Below are 20,686 nucleotides of genomic sequence, written 5' to 3' on the forward strand. Positions count from 1 at the left end.
TGCATGAATCGGTATGTGGAAGGTTCCCAGTGAAGGAGCAGGTGGGTCAGCCGGCCTACGACCTGCCTGCTCCTTAACGCCTGGGCACGCTCAATCCAAGACCATCAGATGTTCAGGTCTCGGCGTTGATGCATACGGCCGTCCCTGCCGAGCTCGATGACAGTGTCGACTCCAATCCGCTCGAGGAACGCGAAGTCGTGGCTGACGACGAGAAGGGCCCCGCGGTATGCATCGAGGGCCTCCGCGAGCTGCTCGACGCTGGCGATATCGAGATTGTTGGTGGGCTCATCCAGGACCAGCAGCTGAACCGGCGGCTCCGACAAGAGGAGTCGCGCGAGGGAGACGCGGAACCGCTCGCCGCCGGATAGCGTACGCACCGGACGATCGGCGCTGTCGCCCCGCAGAAGAAGCCGGGCGAGCTGGTTGCGGATGGTGCCTGCCGGCGTCCCAGGGGCGACCGACTGCACATTCGCCATCGCGCTCGCATCGTCGTCGAGCCCGTCGAGACGCTGGGGGAGGTAGCCGACGAGCTCGGTCAGGAGACGCCCATGCGGCCGATCGGGCGCGGGAGCCGTGCCGCGGATGAGCTGCTCGATCAAAGTCGACTTTCCGGTGCCGTTCGCCCCGACAAGCGCGACCCGCTCCGGCCCTTGGATCACGAAGGTGCGGTCCTGGTCATGCAGCTCCGCGAGGCGCCTTCCGCGCGGAACGTCGGGATCAGGCAGGACGAGGGTGATGTGCTCCTCTTCGCGTACGCGGGCGTCCGCGGCGTCGACTGCGGCTTGGGCCGCCTGGACCTTGTTGTCGAGCGTGGAGCGCAACGAGCCTGCGGACGCCTGGGCCTTGCTGGCACGGTTGCCCGCCAGGATCTTCGGGATGCCGCCGTCCCTCTGGGTCTTCTTCGCAGTGCGTTCCCTGCGCGCCAGCTTCGTCTCCGCCTCGACGCGCTGCCGCTTCTCGACCTTGAGCGCCTGCTGGGCCGACCGCGCGGCTTGGACCGCCGCCGCCTGCTCTTGCTCCTGGTATTCCTTCCAGGCGCTGTAAGGGCCGCCGAAGGTGTCGAGGGTGCAGCCGTAGAGCTCGACGGTGTTCTCCATGTGCTCCAGCAGTTCGAGGTCGTGGCTGACCACGACGAGGGTCCCCGGCCACTGGTCGACGAAGTCGGCGAGCTTGGCGCGGGTAGGCAGGTCGAGGTTGTTCGTGGGCTCGTCGAGCAGGGTGATCGGAGTGCGGCGGATGCGCAGCCCGGTGATGGCGATGAGCATCGCCTCTCCGCCGGAGACCTCGGCCACGCGGCGGTCGAGGTCTCCGGCGGTGAATCCGATCTGATGTAGGGCTTCGTCGGCGCGGGACTCGATGTCCCAGTCATCGCCGATCGTGTCGAAGTGGCGCTCGTCGACGTCGCCGGACTCGATGGCCCTCACCGCGGCGATGATCCCATCGATCCCGAGGAGCTCGGCGATCGTCGCCTCTTGCCGGAGCGTGAGCGTCTGGGGCAGGTAACCGACCTCGCCGATGGTGTCGATCTGGCCGACGGTCGGCTGCAGGATGCCTGCGATCAGCCGCAGCAGCGTCGACTTCCCGGCACCGTTGCGCCCGATCAAGCCGGTGCGGCCGGTGCTGAAGGTGCCGTTGACGCCCGAGAGTGCAACCGTGCCGTCTGGCCATTCGAAGGTCAGATCGCGGAAAGTGATGGCGGACTTCGTGGACATGGGTGATGTTTCTCTTTCTTCTTCCCGTCAGTCGCGGAGGGGCGTGACGGGGACCGGTTCGGTGTTGACGGGAGCGGCGATGGTGGGGTCCGCCGCGAGGTATTTGGCGTGGAGCTGACCGCAAGCGGCATCAATGCCGGTGCCGAACTGCCGTCGCCTCGTCGCGTGCACGCCGCGCACGGTCAGCCCGCGCACGAACTCGTCTACTCGGATGGAGGACGGGGCTCGGTAGTCCGGCGGCGCTCCTGCCGCCTCGTTGTAGCGGATGACGCTGACGTGGAACAGCTCGGGCCGAGACCGTGCACGGACCAGTTCGGCGAGAGCAGCGAGATGGTCGTCGCTGTCGTTGACGCCGGCGATGAGCAGGTAGGCGAGGTAGACCTTTCGGCGGCTCGTGGCGGTGTGCCGGTCGAGGATGTCGAGGCTCTGCGGGAGCGGAAAGCATTCCTCGAGCGGGATGATGCGGGCACGCTCCTGCGCGAACGGTGAGTGCACGGACAGGGTGATCGTCACCTGTGGGTGCTCGTCGACCAGGCGGGTGAGGTTCGGCGCGAACCCCACGGTGGACACGGTCACCCGTCGTGCGGACATCCCCGCGTAGCCCGCGTCGGTCAGCAGGGTGAGCGCGTCGAACACGTGAGGGTTGGCGAGCGCCTCTCCCATCCCCATGAACGCGACACTCGCGGGTCGGGGCAGCCCTTCGCGGGTCCAGTGCGGGTGCATCATCTGGGCGACGATCTCGTCGGCAGTGAGGTTGCGAACCAGGCCCACCGCGCCGGTGGAGCAGAAGGTGCAGCCCAGGCCGCACCCGGCCTGCGACGAGATGCACATGGAGTCCCATCCGGCTCGATAGTGAGACACGACGGTCTCGATGCGGGCGCCGCTTTCGGAGGCGAACAGCACCTTCTCAACCTGTTCGTCTCGTTGGACTTCCAGCGGGGTCAGGGGGTGCAGCCGTGGACCGAATCGTTCCGCGAGATCGGCACGCAGGCCGGCCGGCAGCGCATGAACGTCGGCGAAGGTCTCGGCCGTCGAGCTCTGCCACGCGGCGATGAGCTGACCAAAGCGGAACGCAGGTGCACCGGTCTGTGCGAGATGGTCGCGAATGCGCATCCAGCGGCTCCTCGTGGTCAGGACAGTGCTCACGTGTCACCGCCCGTCGGAGGCAAGACCTCACGACCCCGGTAGACGCCGCAGTGCCGGCATGCGCGGTGCGGCGGGGTGGGCTTGCCGCAGGCGGGATTCGTGCAGGTGGTGAGCGTCGGGGCGCTCGTCTTCCAGTGAGCGCGACGGTGACGGGTGCGGGAACGCGACGTGCGGTGCTGCATGGCCATGGCCTTTCGTGAGTGGTTGCGAATGCCAACGGAACTGGCGGGACAACCGACCACGGGCCGTGAGTCACTGCGGCGAGAGATTCGATCAGTGCTGCCGGGGCACCATCTGCCTGCGGAGCTGGGCCGCTGCCCGAGTGCTGGGCGATGGATGGATGGCACGGGGAGGATCGAAGTCGCGCGCGTTCGCAGGCACAAACCGGGGACCGAGGTCGGTGCGGTGCGAACGTGCCGGCACGTTTCACGCAGAGGTGTCAACGCCTCGGACGGGCGGACTCACGCTGCTGCGCTAGGAGAACGGTCATTCACCAGCATGGGCATCGCCCACACGGATGAAAGCCACCGGCAGTTCGGTGGCTAGATTCTGTCGACCTCAATCATGGCACCCATCGTAACAAGGACCTCCTATGAGTTCGAACCCGATTCACTCCCGCGGAAGGTTTCGCCGGCGGAACTCACGGGTTTCCGCTTCTCCAGGTGGGAGATCGCCTCCAGTTCCTCTTCGGCCACGGTTCGGGCCGTTCTTGAGACGGCTCGACCGAAGTTGACGGGATCCCGTCTGATCTTGCCGATCGGGCGGGATCTTGTCGTTTCGGGGATTTCCGGGCCGGGCTGGCCACGAGGGGGCACAAGGTGTTGGCGAGCGCTTCGGATTGGCTTCATTTCCGCAGGCCATCACCATCGTGAACACCTCAGCCATACTGCCCCGCGACTTTCCTCCCATCACCGACGGCGCGGCGCGTAGGACGCAAGAGCGGTGAAGTTCACGTCCGCATCGGGCCAGCGGCGGCGCAAGGCCTCGGCCAGGCGCTGGCACAAGCCCGCCAGTTGTGGCAGGGCATGGTGTTCTCGTGCGACAGAGGCGGCGGCCTCCAAGGTCGCGACGAGTTGGGCGCGGCTGTCATCACCTGGTGAGCGCGTATCCAACACCGGCAGACGCCAGAGGCGGGTCAGCGCGAACGCCACGCACGCCGCGGTCAGGGCCACCCCATAGAGTCGCTCGTCCTCAGCCTGTGGCACCCCGGCCGCCAGGGCACGCCGGTAGATCTCGCCAACCTGTGGCAGCGGCGTGGAACCGGCAGGCCATGCGGACACACTCACCCGCATCCAAGCTGGACCAGGAACGTGCAGGCAGACGGCGTCGTGCAGGACATGGGTGAAGCCGGCGAACTCGAAGTCGATCAGACGTGCATCAGGCGGTCCGTCCGCACAGACCAGCACGTTGTTTGCTTCCGGATCGCCGTTGCTCAGTGCCAGGAACGGTCCTGGATCTGCAAGTTCCGCCAGCGCCAGGGCGAACTCGCGCTCCACCGGCCCGGTGATCGGCACTCCCAGCACCTCGGCCTGCGGCAGTCCCTCTTGGCGCAGCCGGGCGACATGCCCAAGCCGATCAGCCTCCGGATCGACCTGACCCAGGCGCTCTCGCCGCCGGTAGTACAACTCTGCCCGTCCAGCGGTGAACGCGCCGAGCTCCCCACGAGCACGAGCGAAAGCCTCCAGACGTACGGCATGCGCGAAGGCACCGTCCCCGCGTAACAGTCCGTCCAGCGCGACTCGTGGCGCGAGATCCTCCAGAATGACATGCCCCGCGGGAAGATCCTCCACCAGGACACGTGGTGCCAGATCGACCTTGAGATCCTCGGCCAGGAACCGCAGCGCGGCCACCTCTGTGCGTAACCGCCACGCCTCGGTGTGCTTGCCTGCGGCGTGAGGACCCATCCACTTGACGATCATGGTTTCGCCGCGGTCGGTGCGAACACGGGCGACCCGCCACGGCTCCAACCTGGTCCATTCCACCACGTTGATCACTGACACAGCCTAGAACGGAACAGGCGAGCACGGCCCGGACTCCATTTCAGGGAAACGATCAACCTCCGGCCGGGAAGTGATCTTTCATCGTGCCCTGTCGAGCCAAGTCGGCCGTACTCGTGAACACCCCGGTTCATCGCGGTCAGGAGGGGCCTGTTCCGGATGGTGCCTGGATGATCTCGATGGGACGATCGAGCAGAGTCCGGGCGATGTTGGCGTAGTCGATCGCAGTCTGGCAGCTGAGGTTGAAGGCGGTCGCCAAGTGCAGGGGATCCGCGTCGACACTGAGCGTTTCCCTGAGGACGCGGTCGACGCGGATCCGTTAAGATCGCCTCGGCCGGTTCGAACAGCTCATCGCGCCGCGCGGTGAGACAGTCGTACACCTCCTGGCGGAACTCCGACAGCTCTGCCGGCGCCTCGATACGCGAGCCTTCCCTCCATGGTTCTGGGACACTCGCGGTCGCGCACGCCAAGATGGATCCCACGGCCACCGCCTTTTCCTCGATGTCGTTCAACTCGACGATGAGACGGTGGCCGTCCGCCGTACAGCCTCAGGCCACACCCGGGCGGACACAGTCCGCTACCGCCTTTCGTGCCCTCGGGTATGACCGTTCACGGCATATGCGAAGGCCGGAGGCTAAACGACAAGCTCAGGGAGCTGTGGGATCAGCGGCGGGGGAGGGCGAGGGCGCAGAGCGCGAAGACGACGGCGAAGGCGGCCTGCACGGTCATGCACACGGCGAGCGCGGTTGTGTACGTGACGCCGACAGGTGCGACTGACCCGACGGTAACCGCGGCGAGTAGCCCGCCGGCCACGGCGACGCCGAGGCCCATTGCGGCTTGTTGTGTCGTCTGGAGCGCTCCTGATGCGGCCCCGGCGGAAGCCGGGGGGACGTCGGCGATCATCGCGCCCACGAGGGGCCCGAACATGAGTGCTTGCCCGATGCCGACGCCGATCAGCAATGCAGCGAGAGTCCAGGAGTTCAGGTTGGCGCCTTGTAGGAACACCGATGTCGCGGTAATCGCAAGCAGTGCTGCCTGGATGACTCCGCCGATGATCAGCAGCCGGCGGAATCCGAAGCGCGGTGCGAGTTTTCCGGACCAGACGGAGACGACGAAGAAGCAGAGGGCGAATGGAAGCAGCACGACAGCGGCGTGCATCGGGGTCCATCCCAGCCCGGTCTGTGTGGTGAGGGCGTAGAGGAAGGTGAATGCGCCGAAGGCTGACTGGAGCATGAGTGCCATCACGAGTCCAACGCGGTAGGAACCCAGGCGGAAGAGGGGCGGCGGGACCAGTGGGACGCGGTCGCCGCGGTGCAGTTGGAGCTGCCATCTCCAGAACGCGGCGAACAGGACGGGGACGGCGACAAGCAGTGCCCAGCACCATGCGGGCCAGCCGAGCATGGCGCCCTGAGACAGCGGGACGAGCAACGAGAGGAGGGCGGAGCCCAGAAGCACGGTGCCGATCAGGTCAAGTGAGCGGTGGCCGGGGGAGCTGGTTGCCGGCACCCAGCGCAGGGCAGCGAGAAACGCGACGACACCCATGATGACACTCACTGCGAACACCATGCGCCAGCCGGCGCCGAGGAGCGGGACGGAGAGCAGCACTCCGCCGAGGACCTGCCCGATCGCTGTTGCGCCTCCCGCGGTGGCTCCGAACAACGCGACCGCTCTGGCGCGTTCGCGCCCCTGCGTCGATGCGGTGATCGTTGCGAGCACCTGGGGAACCATCGCTGCCGCGGAGACGCCGGTGAGGGCGCGCGCGGCGATCAGGACGATGATGGTGGGGGAAAGGGCCGCCATCAGGGAGAAGAGGGTGAAGCCGGCCATGCCGAGGAGGAACAGGCGGCGGCGTCCGTAGAGGTCACCGAGGCGGCCGCCGAGTACCATCGGCACCGCGAAGCTGAGTGAGTACACCGAGACCACGAGCGATTGCTCGGCAGGGGAGGCGTGCAGTGATGCGCCGATGTCGGGGACGGCGATGCCCGCGGCGGCGAAGCTGACCACCGCGAGGAGCAGAGCGGAGAGGGTGGCGAGGAGTCCGGGAAGCCCGAGCGTTCGTGGTTGGGATGGGATCGTTGGGGTTGAATCGGTGTGCGGGGTGGAAGCTGTGGTCACGTGTCGAGCCTGCGTGTTCGCGGATCCGGGTACCAGAAGCCTGTTTATGGGGGTAGTAGCCGAACCTGGCTGGGGAACCTTGGGTGCAGCAGTATGGAGTCATGACCGACACGATCTCCCCGATCGCCCGGCGTGAGCTCGGCGACTTCCTCCGCACCCGACGCGAGCGGTTGAGTCCCGACAGGGTCGGGCTTCCGGCTACCGGACGACGTCGCACGCCGGGCCTACGGCGCGAGGAGGTCGCAGTGCTCGCAGGGGTGGGGGTTACGTGGTACACCTGGCTCGAACAGGGTCGGCCGATTAATGTCAGCATGCAAGTGCTCAGAGCGGTCGGCCGGGCATTGCATTTGGATGAGGCGGAAACGCAACACTTGCGGAGGCTTGCCGGCGTGCGGACACCGCCCACCGATCCGGTCGTATGCGACCCGGCTCTGCTGACGGCCTTCCAGCCGGTGCTGGACAAGCTGGATCCCTATCCCGCGTGTCTGCAAACGCCCTTGTTCGATGTGGTGGCGTACAACCGCGCCTACCAGTACCTCTTCACCGACATGGACCTGATCCCATCCGGTGAACGGAACTGCGCTATGCAATTCTTCACGGACCCGGACTGGCGCAGCCGGTATGTCGATGACGACATCGTCGCGACCAGGATGGTGGCGAGGATGCGTGCCGCGGCGAGTGCCGGGGCGGCAGGAGCGGATACCTCGAGCGTGGTCGCGCGGTTGCTGGAGCAGTCGGACGAATTCGCGCAATTGTGGAGCCGCCACGATGTGCTTCTCCAGCACTACGAGGTGAAACGCCTCGAGAGTCCGCTTGTGGGGCTTCTCCAGCTGAACTTTGTCTCCACCGACGTCACGGAGACGGGCCACCGGCTGATGGTGATGACTCCCGACGATGAGGAGACATCGCGGAGGCTGGAAGAGTTGTCAGCCCTTGCCGCGAGTGTCGCGTAGTGGTGTCCTGACGTGCCTCTACCCGGCAACGACGGCGTACGCGCCCGGACGCGACTCCGGCCCGGCTGTAGGCGCAAGGAGACTCTCCCGAAGCAGGGCTGTCACCGGCCCCGCCGGACTGGCGACGCTGCGCCGCCTGGTCAACGACGGCGTCTCGGTCACCGAGGCCGCGTGCACTCTCGAAATCGGCCGCTCCACCGCCTGCTCAGCGCTCAGGAACGGTTGAGGTGTCTGGGTAGGGGTCGGTATCGGTTGACCGGTCAGCGCTGGGGCGGGCCGAATCCTGCGATTTCGCCGCTGTCGTGTCGCTAGAGCAGGGCCTCGGCACCGTTTTCGAGGATCCGGGCCGTGTCCGCGGCACGGGGGAGCATGGTCTTTTCGTAGGTGGCGATGGCGTCGGCGACCGTGGTGGAGCCGGCCAGCTGACCTTCTCGACGGCGCGGCCCCACTGTACGGTCCCCGGCTCCAGCGAACTGAGCAGCAGATCACGCAACTGGCCCCGGTCGATCTCCGGTTTGAAGAGCTCGTCTTCGGCCGGGACGTGGTGGCCCAGAATCAGCCCCGTCGGATCCAACAGGCGCATCTCCTGTCCCTCCGGGCGTGCCAGCCGGAAGAACTCCTCGATCAGGCCGGCCTCGCGCAGGGCAAGTTGCCCGTCGTCGGCGTGCAGGTCGAGGGTGCCGCCCTGGTTGCGCGCCGCCGGGTGGGTGTCGCGGTCGCAGACCGTCACGGGAATGCCGTGCTTCTGCAGGATGCGAGCACAGGTGAGGCCACCGACCTGCTCCGATGATGCTGATTCTCGCTGTGGCCGGGGCTGGTTCGCGAGTCAACAACCCGATGATGACCACACCCCTGCGGTCTGCTGACCCAAACCTCACACCAAATCCCTTTGTCAGCAGGCTCTTACAGTAGTTCCACATCAGTCCTCCTCTGCCGGCACCCCGAAGCGACGCAGTTGCTTTGCTTGTTCGGCCGGCCCCTGTCTGGCCAGCAAGCCGACCAGCCGGTGGGCGGCGTATGGGTTACCGGTAGCAGCGCGGGTGCGGAGTTCCTCCACCTGCCCCTGCTCTGCCAGCAAATCGACCAGCCGGAAGGCGGCGCCTGTGTCGCCGCTGTCGACGCGAGCACGTAGTTCCTCCACTCGCCCCTGCTCTGCCAGCAGATCGGCCAGGCAACTGGCGGCGTGTGTGTCGCCGGTGTCGGCGCGGGTGCGGAGTTCCTCTGCCCGCCCCTGCTTTGCCAACAGTCCGGACAGCTGACGGGCGGCGTGTGTGTCGCCGGTGTCGGCGCGGGTGCGGAGTTCCTCCACCTGCCCCTGCTCTGCCAGCAAATCGACCAGCCGGTGAGCGGCGTGTGTGGCGTCTCCGCCGCCGGCATCGGCGTGGGGGCGCAGGATCGTGATGGCCTCCTCCGCTCGCCCCCGCTTGATTAACAGACTGGCCAGCCGGTGGGCGGCGTACGTGTCGCCGGCATCGGCCCGGGCGCGTAATTCCCCTGTCTGTCCTTGCTCGACCAGCAGGCCGGACAGCCACTGGGCGGCAGGTAGGTCGCCGGTGTCGGCATGAGGGCGCAGGGCCGCGATGCCCTCCTCCGCTCGCCCCCGCTTGACCAGCAGGTCGACCAGCCAGCAGGCGGCGTATGCGTCGACACGGGGGCGCAGGGCCGTGATGGCCTCCTCCACCCGCCCCTGCTCAAGCAGCAAGTCAGCCAACCGCTGGGCGGGAGATATGTCGCCGGCATCGGCGCGGGGGCGTAGGGCCGTGATGGCCTCCTCCACCCGCCCCTGCTTGACCAGCAGGTCGGCCAGCTCTACCGCGATGGATATATAACCGGTATCGGCTGTATCGCTGGTGTCGGCGTGGGGGCGTAGGGCCGTGATGGCCTCCTCCACCCGCCCCTGCCCGGCCAGCAGTTCGGCCAGTCGCCGGGCGGCAGGTACGTCCCCGGCATCGGCGCGGGCACGTAGGACCGCAGTGGCCTCCTCCACCCGCCCCTGCTCGGCCAACAGCCTGGCCAGCCACCGGGCAGCGCGTGCGTCGCCGGTGTCGGCGCGAACGCGTAGTTCCTCTGCCCGCCCCTGCTCGGCCAACAGGCTGGCCAGCCGCACGGCGGCGTATGTGTCGCCGGTGTCGGCGCGAGCACATAGTTCCTCCACCAGCTCTAGCTCGGCCAGCAGACCGACCAGCTGTAGAGCAGCGTATGTGGCGTAGTCGTCGCCGGCGTCTTCGCCGCCGGCACGGGTGTGGGGGCGCAGGACTGCGACGGCTTCCTCCACTTGCTCCTGATCGAGCAGCAGGTTGACCAGCCGCTGAGCGGCGTATGTGTCGCCGGTGTCGGCGCGGGCGCGTAGTTCCTCTGCCCGCCCGTGTTCGACCAGCCGGTTGACCAGGTGGTAAGCGGCGTATGGATCGCCGATGTCGGCGCGGGCGCGCAGGACCGCGACGGCCTCCTCTGCCCGCCCCTGATCGACCAGCAGGCCGGACAGCCGTAAAGCGGCGATGTCGTCGCCGGCATCGGCGCGAGTGCGCAGGACCGCGATGGCCTCCTCCACCCGCCCGTGTTCGACCAGCAGGCCGACCAGACTGCTAGCGGCGCTTTCGTCGTCGGCATCGGCGGCGTGCCGGTAGAGAGGTTCGGCGTAGCAGTACAGCAACCGATCCTGCGCGGCCCTACCGGTACTGGCCTGGTCGGCGGGGTCGGTCAGGTGCTCACATAAGGCCCGCCAAGTCGCGCCGGGCACCTTCGTAGCGCGCCGCTGAGCCCCGGCGTGCTGTTGCAGGTAGTCGGCGACCAGGTAGCCCGAGGGGCGCCCCATCGTGCCGGGAGCGGCGACCGGGGCCAACGCCGCTGCGGCGCCGTGTAGGGTCTCGGTCGCATACGCCAGCGCCCCCTCGAACCAGTTGGCCGGCGCGGCCGCCCTCTGGCGGGCGTCGCAGTAACCGGGCGAGGCCGCGCGCAGCAATTCCGCACTCAGCGGAGATTGCACACCGAGCCGGGTGGCGTCGACGGCCGCGTTCAACACCGCCGACTGGTAGGGGTCGGCGCCGCGCCAACGGTCGATCAGCTGCGGGGCCGCGGCGATGACCTGCGTCAGGCCGTAGTCGGCCGACTCCAGCGCCAGCGCGATCCTCGGATCGGCCACGGAGGCGGCGCGGGCGCGTTTCCGCTCGGCCAGACTGAGCGCGGCATCGAGGTGAACGATGCCGGCCAGGTCCAGGAGCTCGCGTTCGGCGACGTAGGGATCCTCACCGCCGGAGCAGGGCGGGGCGGTGTAAACGGCATGACGCTCAGGCCACACGGTGGCCACCACGACCGCTCCCGCCTGCAGCAGCGCACGGACGGTGGCGGCGCGCAGCCCGGCCGGGCCGCCCAGGTAGCGTTGCAGCTCATCCAGCCACACCACCAGCCGCGACGGCGGGTCGGCGGCCGCCTGCCGGACGTGGTCGGCATCGGCCGGGTGCAGCAGCCACCACTGCGGCACCAAGGCGTGGATCGCCTCATAGGCGCAGCGGGTCTTACCCACCGACGAGGAGCCCACCAGCACCACCAGGCCACCCCGTTCGGCGGCCCGGCCAACCAGGGCACGTACCCCGCGCGGATCGGTGTCGGTGTCGCGTAGCACGTACACCGGCAGTTCACCTGTGGCGCCCGGGGCCTCGATCGCGGCATGCACTCCCAACAGGCGCGGATCGGCCTGTTCCACCCGCACCACCCCGGCCAGCGCCGGCGCGACCGTCAGGGCGCGCTTCCGCGCCGACCGCCACGACCCCCGAGCCTCCTCGGGCACGTCGCAGGCGGTCAGGAACAGCTCCAGCGTCTCGGCTGACGGGCGCGTCTCACCGGACAGCAGGTCGCTGAGGGTGCTGGACGCCAGCCGGGCGGGCCGCACCGCCTTGGCCAGTTCGCTATAGGAGCGCCCCGCCCGCAACGCCTCCAGCGCCGCGGCCAACTCGGCCAGGGTGTGCACCTGCGCTGGATCGGCGCCCGCAGAAGGGGGCCGATCTGCTGAAGGCCGCGTCATCGCATCCCTTCGTCATCCTGTCGCATCGCCGGCCGCTACCGGCGATGACCTCCGTCCGGTCCCGGCGGCGAACAGCGCCGGACACCCTGTCCAGGTTCGGCCCGGGGAGAATCCGCCGAGGAAGTACCAGCTTGCCTTCCGCAGGTAGAGAGCTGCAGCGATTCGTCCGGCTTTGTTCGCCGCCGCTGCCGGACTCTCCGGACGTCGGGTGCACTGGGCATCAGCACCACACAGCGTTGGTCGGCTCACCCTTCCTCACGACCCCCGAGACTTCCTGGAGTCCGTCATGCACGACCTGCCCGCCTGGATCCCGCTGGCCGTCAGTGCCTTGAACCTGGCTACCGCTCTCGTCGGCTGGGCCAGTGCCCGCACCCGCTGCCCCGGCCAGGCAACCGGCGGCCGCACTTCTGACGAACCCCCAGCGGCCGATCCGACCCGACCCACCGGCCGATGACCACGGGTGGGGAGCCGGACCATCCGTGCGTTTTACCGGATCAGGGTCTCCTGAGCGCCGACCGTGGTGTCGGACAGCCGCCTCATTCGCGGCTCGTGGCCCCGCGGTGGCCTCGTGCCGGACCTCCGGCCTCCCCACCGCGCAGGATGATAGCCGCCGCGAGCAGGGAGAGTGCGCAGGCGGACCAGAAGACGGCGGACAGGCCCGCCAGGGTGGCGAGCAGGCCGGCGGAGGCGGCGCCCAGCGGCATGGCGCCCATGCCGATCAGGCGGCAGGTGGCGTTCACCCGGCCGAGTAGACCCTCGGGGATGAGCCGCTGGCGCAGCGAGACGGAGACGACGTTGGTGACGGCGTTGGCCGCGCCGATGCCCGCGGCGGCGGGGAAGACCACCAGGGGAGAGGGAAGGAGGAGAGGCACCACCAGCAGCAGGGCATTGAGCAGTGTGACGCCCACCAGGGCGCCGTTCTCGCCGGTCAGACGGGTGAGTGAGCCGGAGAGCACCGAACCGGCCACCGCGCCGGCGGCCAGGGTCGCCGCCAGGAGGCCGTACTGGCCGGGGGTGAGTCCCACCCGGGAGCCGTCACCGACCACCCAGAGCACGAAGACCGCGAAGTAGGCGCCGTAGGCGAGGTTGAGCACGCCGGAGTACGCGGCCAGGCCGCGCAGGGCGCGGTGTCCCCACAGGTGGCGCATGCCGTCGGCGATGTCGGCGCGCAGCGCCTGGGCAGGGGCGGCCTCCGGGCGGAACCGGCCGCGCATGCCGAGCAGCAGCAGCGCGCCGGCCGCGTACAGCAGGGCGGCCGTGCCGAACACGGTGGTGGTGGCGATGCCGACCAGCAGGCCCGCGAGCGGGGCGCCGAGGAAGTGGTTGCCGAGGGTCTGAGTGGCGACGAGCCGACCGTTGGCCGCGCCCAGCCGGTCGCCGGTCACGGTCATCGGCAGCGCCGACTGGGCCGAGGTGTCGGCGAACACCTCGGCGGCACCGGCGAGCAGCACCGCCGCCACCAGCACCGGCAGGCTCAGCAGGTCCAGCCAGGCGGCGGCGGCCGTCGCGGCCAGCACGGCGGCGCGGGACCAGCCCGCCAGGACCATGATCCGGCGCCGGTCGAGGCGGTCGGCGATCGCGCCCGCGTGCAGGGCCAGCAGCAGCCACGGCAGCGTCGTCGCGGCACTGACCAGCGCCACCTGCGCCGGTGAGCGAGTGAGGGAGACCGCGAGCAGGGGGACGCCGACGAGCAGGACGCCGTCGGCCAGGTTCGACAGGCCGGACGCCGCCCACAGGTGATGAAACGAGCGCCCCAGCCCCGGGCGGCCCGCGTTTCCCCCGGCCCGCTGTTTCGGTGGTTCGTTCGCCGTGGTGCTCGTCGCCTGTGTTTCCGCGGGCCGGTCTCGGTCGGTGTCCGCTGTTCGCTGTTTCGGCGGTCTGTTCTCAGAGAGGTCCGCCGCTCCTCGTTCCGCGGGCCTGCCGGTGTCCGCTCTCCACTGTGCCGACGTGCTGTTCTCGTCCGTTCGCATGCTCTCCCCGCCCCGGTGGGTTCTCATCGGCCGGTGGGGGCGAGCAGTTCGGCGAAGACCCCGATCGCCCGGTCGACGGCGTCCGCGCTGACCCCCGCGTGGGTCACCGCCCGAATCCGCCCGTGCCCCAGCTCCTCCACCCGGACGCCTCTGCGCCGGGCCGCCGCGATGAACGACCGGGTGGTGTAGCGCTCGTCGCGTACCCGGAAGAAGACCATGTTCGTGATCGGCGGGCCGGGGTTCAGCCGTACGCCGGGCAGCCGTGCCAGTCCGCGGGCGAGGCGGGCGGCCTTCTCGTGGTCCTCGGCCAGCCTGCCGGTCATCTCGGTGAGGGCGATGATGCCGCAGGCCGCGATCATGCCGGCCTGCCGCATGCCGCCGCCGAGCATCTTCCGCATCCGCCTGGCCTGGGCGATGATCGCCCGGTCGCCCACCAGCACCGATCCGATCGGCGCGCACAGGCCCTTGGACAGGCAGATCTGCACGGTGTCGGCGTAGAAGGCGATCTCCGCGGGGGTGATGCCCAGCGCGACCGAGGCATTGAAGATGCGCGCCCCGTCCAGGTGCAGCGCCACGCCGTGCGAGCGGGTCAGCTGGGCCACCTCGGCGAGGTAGTCGAGCTGGAGCGGCAGGCCGCCGCACCGGTTCTGCGGCGTCTCCAGGCTGACCAGCGCCGGAGGGGCGATCTGCGGGTCGGTACGGTCGACGGTGCACGCCTCGGCGATGTCCTCCAGGCTGATCGTCCCGTCGGGCAGGTTGGCGAGCGGCTCGTAGACGATGCCGCCGCACATCGAGGCGCCCCCGGCCTCGTAGACGTACAGGTCGGACTCGTGGCCGACGATCGCCTTGCCGCCGCGCGGGCAGTGCGCGAGCAGCGCGGCGAGGTTGGCCATGGTGCCGCTGGGCATCAGGCAGCCCGCGGCCTTGCCGAGCAGGTTGGCCGCCAGCCGTTCCAGCTTGGCCACCGTCGGGTCCTCGCCGTAGACGTCGTCGCCCAGCGGCGCGTTCGCGGCGGCCTCCAGCATCGCGGGGGTGGGCAGCGTGAAGGTGTCGCTGCGCAGCTCGATCTCGCCGCCGCCGTCGTTCTCTCCGGCGACCAGGTGGGGGTTGTCCAGCACGCTCGTCATGGGATTTCCAATCGGGGGAGTTCTGAGTACGGAGGCCGGGGCGGAGATTCAGGAGAATGAGGTCCGGTACTCCTGGCGGGGGATCTCGATCGGCGGAAACTCGTGGAGCAGCACGGGCCGCAGGTGGCCGAGCGCGGTGTTCAGCGTCTCCTCCAGCTCGCGATGGCCGGGCGCGTGCGCGATCACATAGCCCAGCCGGTCGTAGCTGCTGCGGGCCGGCCGCACCTCGAAACCCTGCGGTGCGGTGACGGCCACCGTGTCGACGCCCGGCACGGCACCGGCCTCCCGCGTCCCGGCCACCTCCCGCAGGACGGCCTTCCCCCGCCCGGTCGCGGCGCGCTCCGGGGGCAGCAGGAAGGCGATCCCCGCCGGGGCGAACCGCTCGGGCAGCGGCAGCTGCTCCAGGTCGACCGCGGCCCGTAGATGGGCGTCGAGCAGGTCGAAGCCACTCGCCCGCGCGATGACCTCGGGGATCATGCCCCCCGCGGGACGGGCGTTGATCTCCACGACGTACGCGTGGCCGTCGATGAGCTTCATCTCGATGTGGGTGGCACCGTGGGTGACGCCGACGGCGGCCAGCGCGCGGAACGCGGTTTCGACGAGGATTCGGGTCTCGTCCGCCGGCAGCGGCGCGGGGAAGACGTGCCCGCGCTCCACAAAGTGCGGCGGCGCCGTCACCCGCTTGGCGGTGACGCCGACACAGCGGTGCGACCCGCCGGAGCCGACCGTCTCGACGCTGTACTCGGGGCCTGCCAGATAGCCCTCGATCAGCGCGGTCCTCGCGGTGGCCTGGCCCCGTACGTTGACGGCGGCCGAGATGATCCGGCGGCAGTGGGCCGCCACCTCCCCGGGCGTGTGACAGAGCACCACGCTCAGCGAGCCGGTGTCGTCGACGGGCTTGACGACGCAGGGCAGCGCGATCCGCGACAGCGCGATCACGACTCGGGTGTCGATGTCGTCGCAGGGGCCGACCAGTTCGAAGGCGGGGGAGGGCAGCCGGGCCGCGGCCAGGATCCGGCGGGTCCGCCCCTTGTCCCGGCAGGCGGCGACGGCCTCCGGCGGGTTGCCGGGCAGCCCGAGGTCGGCGGCCAGCCCGGCGACCGCGACGGTGTAGAACTCACTGGTCGTGGTGACCCCGGCGATCTCCCCCAGGGTGCGGCGCAGCTCTGCCGCCAGGGTGGCGGGAGAGTCCGTGTCGCAGGTGACGATCCGCACCCCGGTGGCCGCCAGCCCGGTGTAGCGGGCCGGGTCGGCGGTGGCCAGCACCGGGGTGAACCCCAGCGCGGCGGCCTTGGCGAAGGCCAGCATCCCGGAGCCGGTGGTGTTGGACTCGACGAAGACGAGGACGGGGTTCATACGTACTCCAAGGACCGGCCGAGCGTCGCGTAGGACCAGGTCACGGCGGTGTCGGTGAGCTGGATCGATTCGGGGGCGAGCGGTGGGCGCAGGTCGGTCAGGCCGTGCGCCGCCCGGTACTCGGCGCTGTAGATGGTGTTGACGTACCGGTCGCCCCGGTCGGGGAAGATCACCACCACCGACACGTCCGGGTCGAGCCGCGAGCCGAGCCAGCGCGCCACCTGGTAGGCGGAGCCGGAGCTGTTGCCCGCGAAGACCTTCTCGTGCGAGGCGAGCTCCAGGGTGGCGGCGAAGGCCTCCCGGTCCGACAGCCAGTGGACCTCGTCGATGACCGAGAAGTCGACGTTGGCCGGAACCAGGCTGTTGCCCAGTCCGCTCTGCAACCGCTTCGGCACGTCGGGCTGGCCGAAGATGGCGCTGCCGACGGCGTCCACGGCGACCACCCGCAGTGCGGGGTTGGTCCGGCGCAGCGCCCGCGCCGTCCCGCACAGCGAGCCGCCGCTGCCCACCGCGCCCACCAGTACGTCGACCCGGCCGATCTCCGAGATCACCTCCTCGGCGAGGCGGTCGTAGGCGGCGGGGTTGGCCGGGTTGTCGTACTGCCTGGGCCAGAACGCGCCGGGGTTGGCGGCCAGCACGGCCCGCAGCCGCTCCAGCCTGGCGCTCTGCCAGCCGTTGCCGGTCATGGCGGGCACGATGTCCAGGGTGGCGCCCAGCGCCTCCAGCTTGGCCATGGTGATCGGGTCGATCCGGGGGTCGGTGACGATGTGCACCTCGTGGCCGAGGTACGTGCCGACCAGCGCGACCCCCATGGCCAGGGTGCCCGAGGAGCTCTCCACGATCAGGCCGCCGTCGGCCAGCACCCCCTCGGCCCTGGCGGTCAGGATCGCCTGCCTGGCGACGCGGTCCTTCATTCCGTACGGGTTGGCCAGCTCCAGTTTCGCGTGGACGGTCGCCCCGCCGGTCGCGCGCAGCCGCATCAGCGGAGTACGGCCGATGGCGTCGATGGCGTCAGTTCTGAGTGTCATGTCCGGCTCGTGCTCCTACAGACGATGAGGGGCCGCCCCAGCCGCTCCAGCTCCGTGAGGGCGCGGGCCAGCCGGGGACCGTGCTCGGGATCGTGCCGGGCCAGCAGGATGCCCAGGCACGTACCGCTGTGACCGACGACCGTGCCGAGCCCGCCGACGTCGTGGCAGATCTCCTCCACCGCCGCCAGATGGGGTTTGGGGTTGAAGGTCTGGAACAGCCGGGCGCTGGCGGTGGCGACCTGGCCCACAGCGGCCAGGTCGTGGTCGCGTACGGCGTGGGTGAGCTGGTCGAGCAACTCGCCGTAGCGCACCGCCCAGTGGGCGGGAATCGGCTTCCTCGACCGGTTGAAGGCGACGGTGTCGACGCTCTCCCCGTCGTCGATCCCGGCGATGGTCAGCTGGGGGAGCGTGCCCATCCGCCGGTGCAGCCGCACCTGCCGGTGGAAGAACGCGGTGATCCCCGGATGCATGACCCCGTCGGACGGCTCGATCTCGGCCATCATCTGTTTCAGCAGCCGGTTGGGGAGCTTGAGGCGGAAGGCCGAGTCCACCGCGCGCGCGGTGGCGACCAGGTCGGCGGTGGAGCTGGCCATGCCCTTGCCCTCGGGGAGCGCGCTGTTGAGCATCAGCCAGCCGCCGGTGTGCACCCCGTAGTGGGACATGATCCCGGTGGCGAGGCGCCGTGCCTTGTTCTTGTGCGGCGGCGAGACGATCACCTGGTCCAGCTGGGGATCGGGTTCGAAGGCGGCCTCCACGTACAGGTCCACGGGGAAGGTCACCAGGAAGTCCGTACCGGATCCCAGGATCCCCTGCAGGAGTTCGCCGAAGGTGCCTGGGGCACGCCCTCGGCCGGCCCCTCCGCTGCGGCCGTCGCTCTCCCGGATCGGCATCTGGATGGTCATGTCAGCTCGCCCGCCTTCGTGCCGGTGGTGTGTTCCCAGGCGTCTCGCAGCCATCGGGACCGCTCGGCGGCTCCCCGGTCGACGGCGGCCAGCCGGTCGCCGACCTGCTCCAGGAGGAGATGGACCTGCTCGGGGTGGGTCGAGCCGGTGGTCTGCTTGCGCCACACGCCCGCCTCCGGATCCAGCAGCTCGCGTACCTCGTCCTCCGTGAGGGCCAGGGTGAAGCCGAGCCGTTCGCCCGCGGCGACCAGGTCCGGCGCCGAGAGCAGGCCGGGGGTGAGGGTGTCCGCAGGGCCGAGCCGCTCCAGGGCGGCCGAGATCCACACGCCGACGAGCACCTGCGCGTCCCTGGCCGGCACGCCGTGCTCCAGGGTGAGGTGGTTGGCGACGGTCGAGGCGGCCATCAGCTCGTCCCGCACCACCCGGCGGGCCCGCTCCGGGTGGAACCGCACGTCCGTGACCACCCGTTCGAACAGCGCCAGCATCGTGTGGCAGGTCGTGAAGAGGTCCTCCAGGAAGCGGGTGCTCTCCTTGGAGACCTCCACGAGGTTGGTGTAGCCGGTGTTGCGCTGACCGATCATGAGGTCGTACGAGAGCCCGACCAGGTGGCCGCTCATCCCGCGGACCCGTTCCAGGATCGGGAAGTTGCGCTTGTGCGGCATCGCCGAGGAGATGCCGGCGAGCTCGTCCGGCAGGTCGATGAAGCGGCAGCTCGACCCGCTCCACCAGATCAGGTCGGTCAGGAAGCGGCTCAGCGTGGTGCCGAGCACCGACAGCTCCCCGGCCGTGCGCAGCACCCAGGAGCGGGAGGCGACCGAGGTCAGCGCGTGCGGCTGCGGGCCGTCGAAACCCAGCGCGACCGCGATCCGCCCCCGGTCCCACGGCAGTTCCAGACCGGCCATCGCCCCGGCGCCCAGCGGGCAGAGGTTGACCGTGTCGAACAGCGCCTGCAGCGACTCGGCGGCACCGGTCACCGCCTCGGCGAGCGCGGCCAGGTAGAAGCCGAAGGTCATGGTCTGCGCGGTCTGGTGCTGGGTGTACCCCGGCATGATCGACTCGGTGTGCCCGGCCGCGGTCTGCAGCGCGGCGCGGGCCAGCCGGCTCACCGCGGCCGCGGTCTCCAGCAGCCGTTCCCTGCCGAGCATGAGCTGGGCGCAGGCCTGGACGTCGTTGCGGCTGCGGTCGACGTGCCAGGCGTGCGCGCTCTCGGGTACGTGTGCCTGGACGCACCTCTCCAGGGCGAACAGCGGGTCCGACATGGCCGCCGCGCGCTCGGCGCCGACCTGCTCGGGCGTCAGGTCCAGCACCGCCCGGCGGATCCGCTCGGCCGCGTCCCGGTCGAGCAGCCCCATGCGGGCGTACTCGCCGGTGTGGGTCAGCTCGATCCAGCGGTAGTGCCGCAGCAGGGTGCGCGTCTCCCAGTCGAACCGCTGGGTCAGGACCGCGTCGTCCAGTAGCGGCGCCGGGCCCCGTCGTATCCGTCCTGTCGGAAGCATGCGTCTCACGCTGCCAGCGCGCATGGGGGGTGACCAGGAGGAATGACCGGCGATATCGAGGCGATATCCGGCGATAACCGGCACTTCTTACGTTGGCGGCATCTGATCGTCACCGGGAGGATTCACGTGAGGTCTGCACTGTTGTCCGACAGCCTGGGATTCGCTCAGCTGCTGCGTACCCATCGCGACAAGGCGCGGCTGACCCAGGAGGAGCTGGCGGAACGCGCCCGCCTGAGCGTGCGCACGCTGCGCGACCTTGAGCGGGGTCGCACCCGCTACCCGCACCGTACCTCGGTGCGCCGCCTGGCCGCCGCCCTTGAACTGACCGGTGAGGACCGGGTGACCTTCGAGGCGGCGCCGCCCCGCTCGCTCGGCGCTCCCGTCGTGGCACCGCCTCCGGAGTGGGGCCTGCCCTCGGTGAGCGGCACCGTCGCGCTGAGCCGGCTCCCGCTGCTGCGGGAGGTCGAGGAGGTGGTGTCGGTCGCCTCCGGTGGCGGGGAACCCGCGCTGGTGACCGTCACGGGCCCGGCCGGAGTCGGCAAGACCACCCTCGCCGTCCAGTGCGCCCACGTGCTGCGCCAGCGGATGGCACTGGACGTGCTCTTCCTCGACCTCGGCCGGGACCGGCGCGGTCCCGGCGAGCTGCGCACCGCCGTGCGGCTGGCGCGCATAGCTCGCATGACGTCCCCGGCCTCGGGCGGGCGGTGCCTGCTGCTGGTCGACGACGCCGACGGCGCGCGGGACGCCGACCGCCTGCCGCCACTGCTGACGCTCGGCTTCACCGCCGTCGTCGTCACCGGCAGGGAACCGCTCGCGGGGCTCGTCCCGTCCCGGCACCTCACCCTCGCGCGTCTGAGGTGAGA

Annotated in this window: 15 protein-coding genes; 2 read left to right on the forward strand and 13 right to left on the reverse strand. The window is 69.9% G+C overall.

The window, feature by feature from the left end:
* Positions 1–104: 104 nt before the first annotated feature.
* The 5 genes from ABT061_RS32845 to ABT061_RS32865 all read right to left on the reverse strand — a co-directional run bounded on the left by ABT061_RS32845 (position 105) and on the right by ABT061_RS32865 (position 6,970).
* On the reverse strand, positions 105–1,712 hold the full coding sequence (locus ABT061_RS32845; RefSeq protein WP_350925323.1) for an ABC-F family ATP-binding cassette domain-containing protein: 1,608 nt from the start codon (positions 1,710–1,712) through the stop codon (positions 105–107).
* Between the two features lie 27 nt (positions 1,713–1,739).
* Positions 1,740–2,825 carry a radical SAM protein gene (locus tag ABT061_RS32850; protein WP_350925324.1) on the reverse strand — a complete coding sequence of 362 codons (1,086 nt, stop codon included), beginning with the start codon at positions 2,823–2,825 and terminating at the stop codon, positions 1,740–1,742.
* A gap of 29 nt (positions 2,826–2,854) precedes the next feature.
* Positions 2,855–3,046, reverse strand: coding sequence for a 50S ribosomal protein L32 (gene rpmF / locus ABT061_RS32855; RefSeq protein ID WP_350925326.1), 192 nt, complete (start codon positions 3,044–3,046; stop codon positions 2,855–2,857).
* 720 nt (positions 3,047–3,766) lie between these two features.
* Positions 3,767–4,852: a hypothetical protein gene (locus ABT061_RS32860; RefSeq protein WP_350925328.1), complete on the reverse strand. Its 1,086-nt coding sequence runs from the start codon at positions 4,850–4,852 to the stop codon at positions 3,767–3,769.
* Positions 4,853–5,518: 666 nt separating this feature from the next.
* On the reverse strand, positions 5,519–6,970 hold the full coding sequence (locus ABT061_RS32865) for an MFS transporter (protein ID WP_350925330.1): 1,452 nt from the start codon (positions 6,968–6,970) through the stop codon (positions 5,519–5,521).
* A 101-nt stretch (positions 6,971–7,071) separates the two neighbouring features.
* Between ABT061_RS32865 and ABT061_RS32870 the strand changes: the two genes are divergently transcribed.
* Positions 7,072–7,923: a helix-turn-helix transcriptional regulator gene (locus ABT061_RS32870; protein WP_350925332.1), complete on the forward strand. Its 852-nt coding sequence runs from the start codon at positions 7,072–7,074 to the stop codon at positions 7,921–7,923.
* Positions 7,924–8,128: 205 nt separating this feature from the next.
* Here the strand turns inward: ABT061_RS32870 and ABT061_RS32875 are convergent, their stop codons facing one another.
* The 8 genes from ABT061_RS32875 to ABT061_RS32910 form a co-directional block, all read right to left on the reverse strand.
* The gene (locus ABT061_RS32875) at positions 8,129–8,653 is read right to left on the reverse strand and encodes an FAD-dependent monooxygenase family protein (protein ID WP_350925334.1); all 525 of its coding nucleotides are present in this window, start codon (positions 8,651–8,653) and stop codon (positions 8,129–8,131) included.
* 189 nt (positions 8,654–8,842) lie between these two features.
* Complete coding sequence (locus ABT061_RS32880) at positions 8,843–11,890, reverse strand: hypothetical protein (protein ID WP_350925336.1); 3,048 nt, start codon at positions 11,888–11,890, stop codon at positions 8,843–8,845.
* Positions 11,891–12,480: 590 nt separating this feature from the next.
* On the reverse strand, positions 12,481–13,914 hold the full coding sequence (locus tag ABT061_RS32885) for an MFS transporter (protein WP_350925339.1): 1,434 nt from the start codon (positions 13,912–13,914) through the stop codon (positions 12,481–12,483).
* A gap of 23 nt (positions 13,915–13,937) precedes the next feature.
* Positions 13,938–15,041 carry a GntG family PLP-dependent aldolase gene (locus ABT061_RS32890; RefSeq protein WP_350925341.1) on the reverse strand — a complete coding sequence of 368 codons (1,104 nt, stop codon included), beginning with the start codon at positions 15,039–15,041 and terminating at the stop codon, positions 13,938–13,940.
* 48 nt (positions 15,042–15,089) lie between these two features.
* Positions 15,090–16,397: an ATP-grasp domain-containing protein gene (locus ABT061_RS32895; RefSeq protein ID WP_350925343.1), complete on the reverse strand. Its 1,308-nt coding sequence runs from the start codon at positions 16,395–16,397 to the stop codon at positions 15,090–15,092.
* Positions 16,394–17,425: a PLP-dependent cysteine synthase family protein gene (locus ABT061_RS32900; RefSeq protein ID WP_350925345.1), complete on the reverse strand. Its 1,032-nt coding sequence runs from the start codon at positions 17,423–17,425 to the stop codon at positions 16,394–16,396. The genes ABT061_RS32895 and ABT061_RS32900 overlap by 4 nt, the downstream gene beginning before the upstream one ends.
* Positions 17,422–18,327 carry a GHMP family kinase ATP-binding protein gene (locus tag ABT061_RS32905; RefSeq protein WP_350925347.1) on the reverse strand — a complete coding sequence of 302 codons (906 nt, stop codon included), beginning with the start codon at positions 18,325–18,327 and terminating at the stop codon, positions 17,422–17,424. Before ABT061_RS32905 ends, ABT061_RS32900 begins: the two co-directional genes overlap by 4 nt.
* Positions 18,324–19,823 carry an argininosuccinate lyase gene (locus tag ABT061_RS32910; RefSeq protein WP_350925349.1) on the reverse strand — a complete coding sequence of 500 codons (1,500 nt, stop codon included), beginning with the start codon at positions 19,821–19,823 and terminating at the stop codon, positions 18,324–18,326. The genes ABT061_RS32905 and ABT061_RS32910 overlap by 4 nt, the downstream gene beginning before the upstream one ends.
* A 126-nt stretch (positions 19,824–19,949) precedes the next feature.
* Here ABT061_RS32910 and ABT061_RS32915 point away from each other — a divergent pair, with 126 nt between their 5' ends.
* Positions 19,950–20,684, forward strand: a complete 735-nt coding sequence (locus ABT061_RS32915) for a helix-turn-helix domain-containing protein (protein ID WP_350925351.1) — start codon at positions 19,950–19,952, stop codon at positions 20,682–20,684.
* Positions 20,685–20,686: the final 2 nt, after the last annotated feature.

Source organism: Streptosporangium sp. NPDC002544 (assembly GCF_040295965.1).
In the GTDB taxonomy this organism is placed as follows: Bacteria; Actinomycetota; Actinomycetes; order Streptosporangiales; family Streptosporangiaceae; genus Streptosporangium.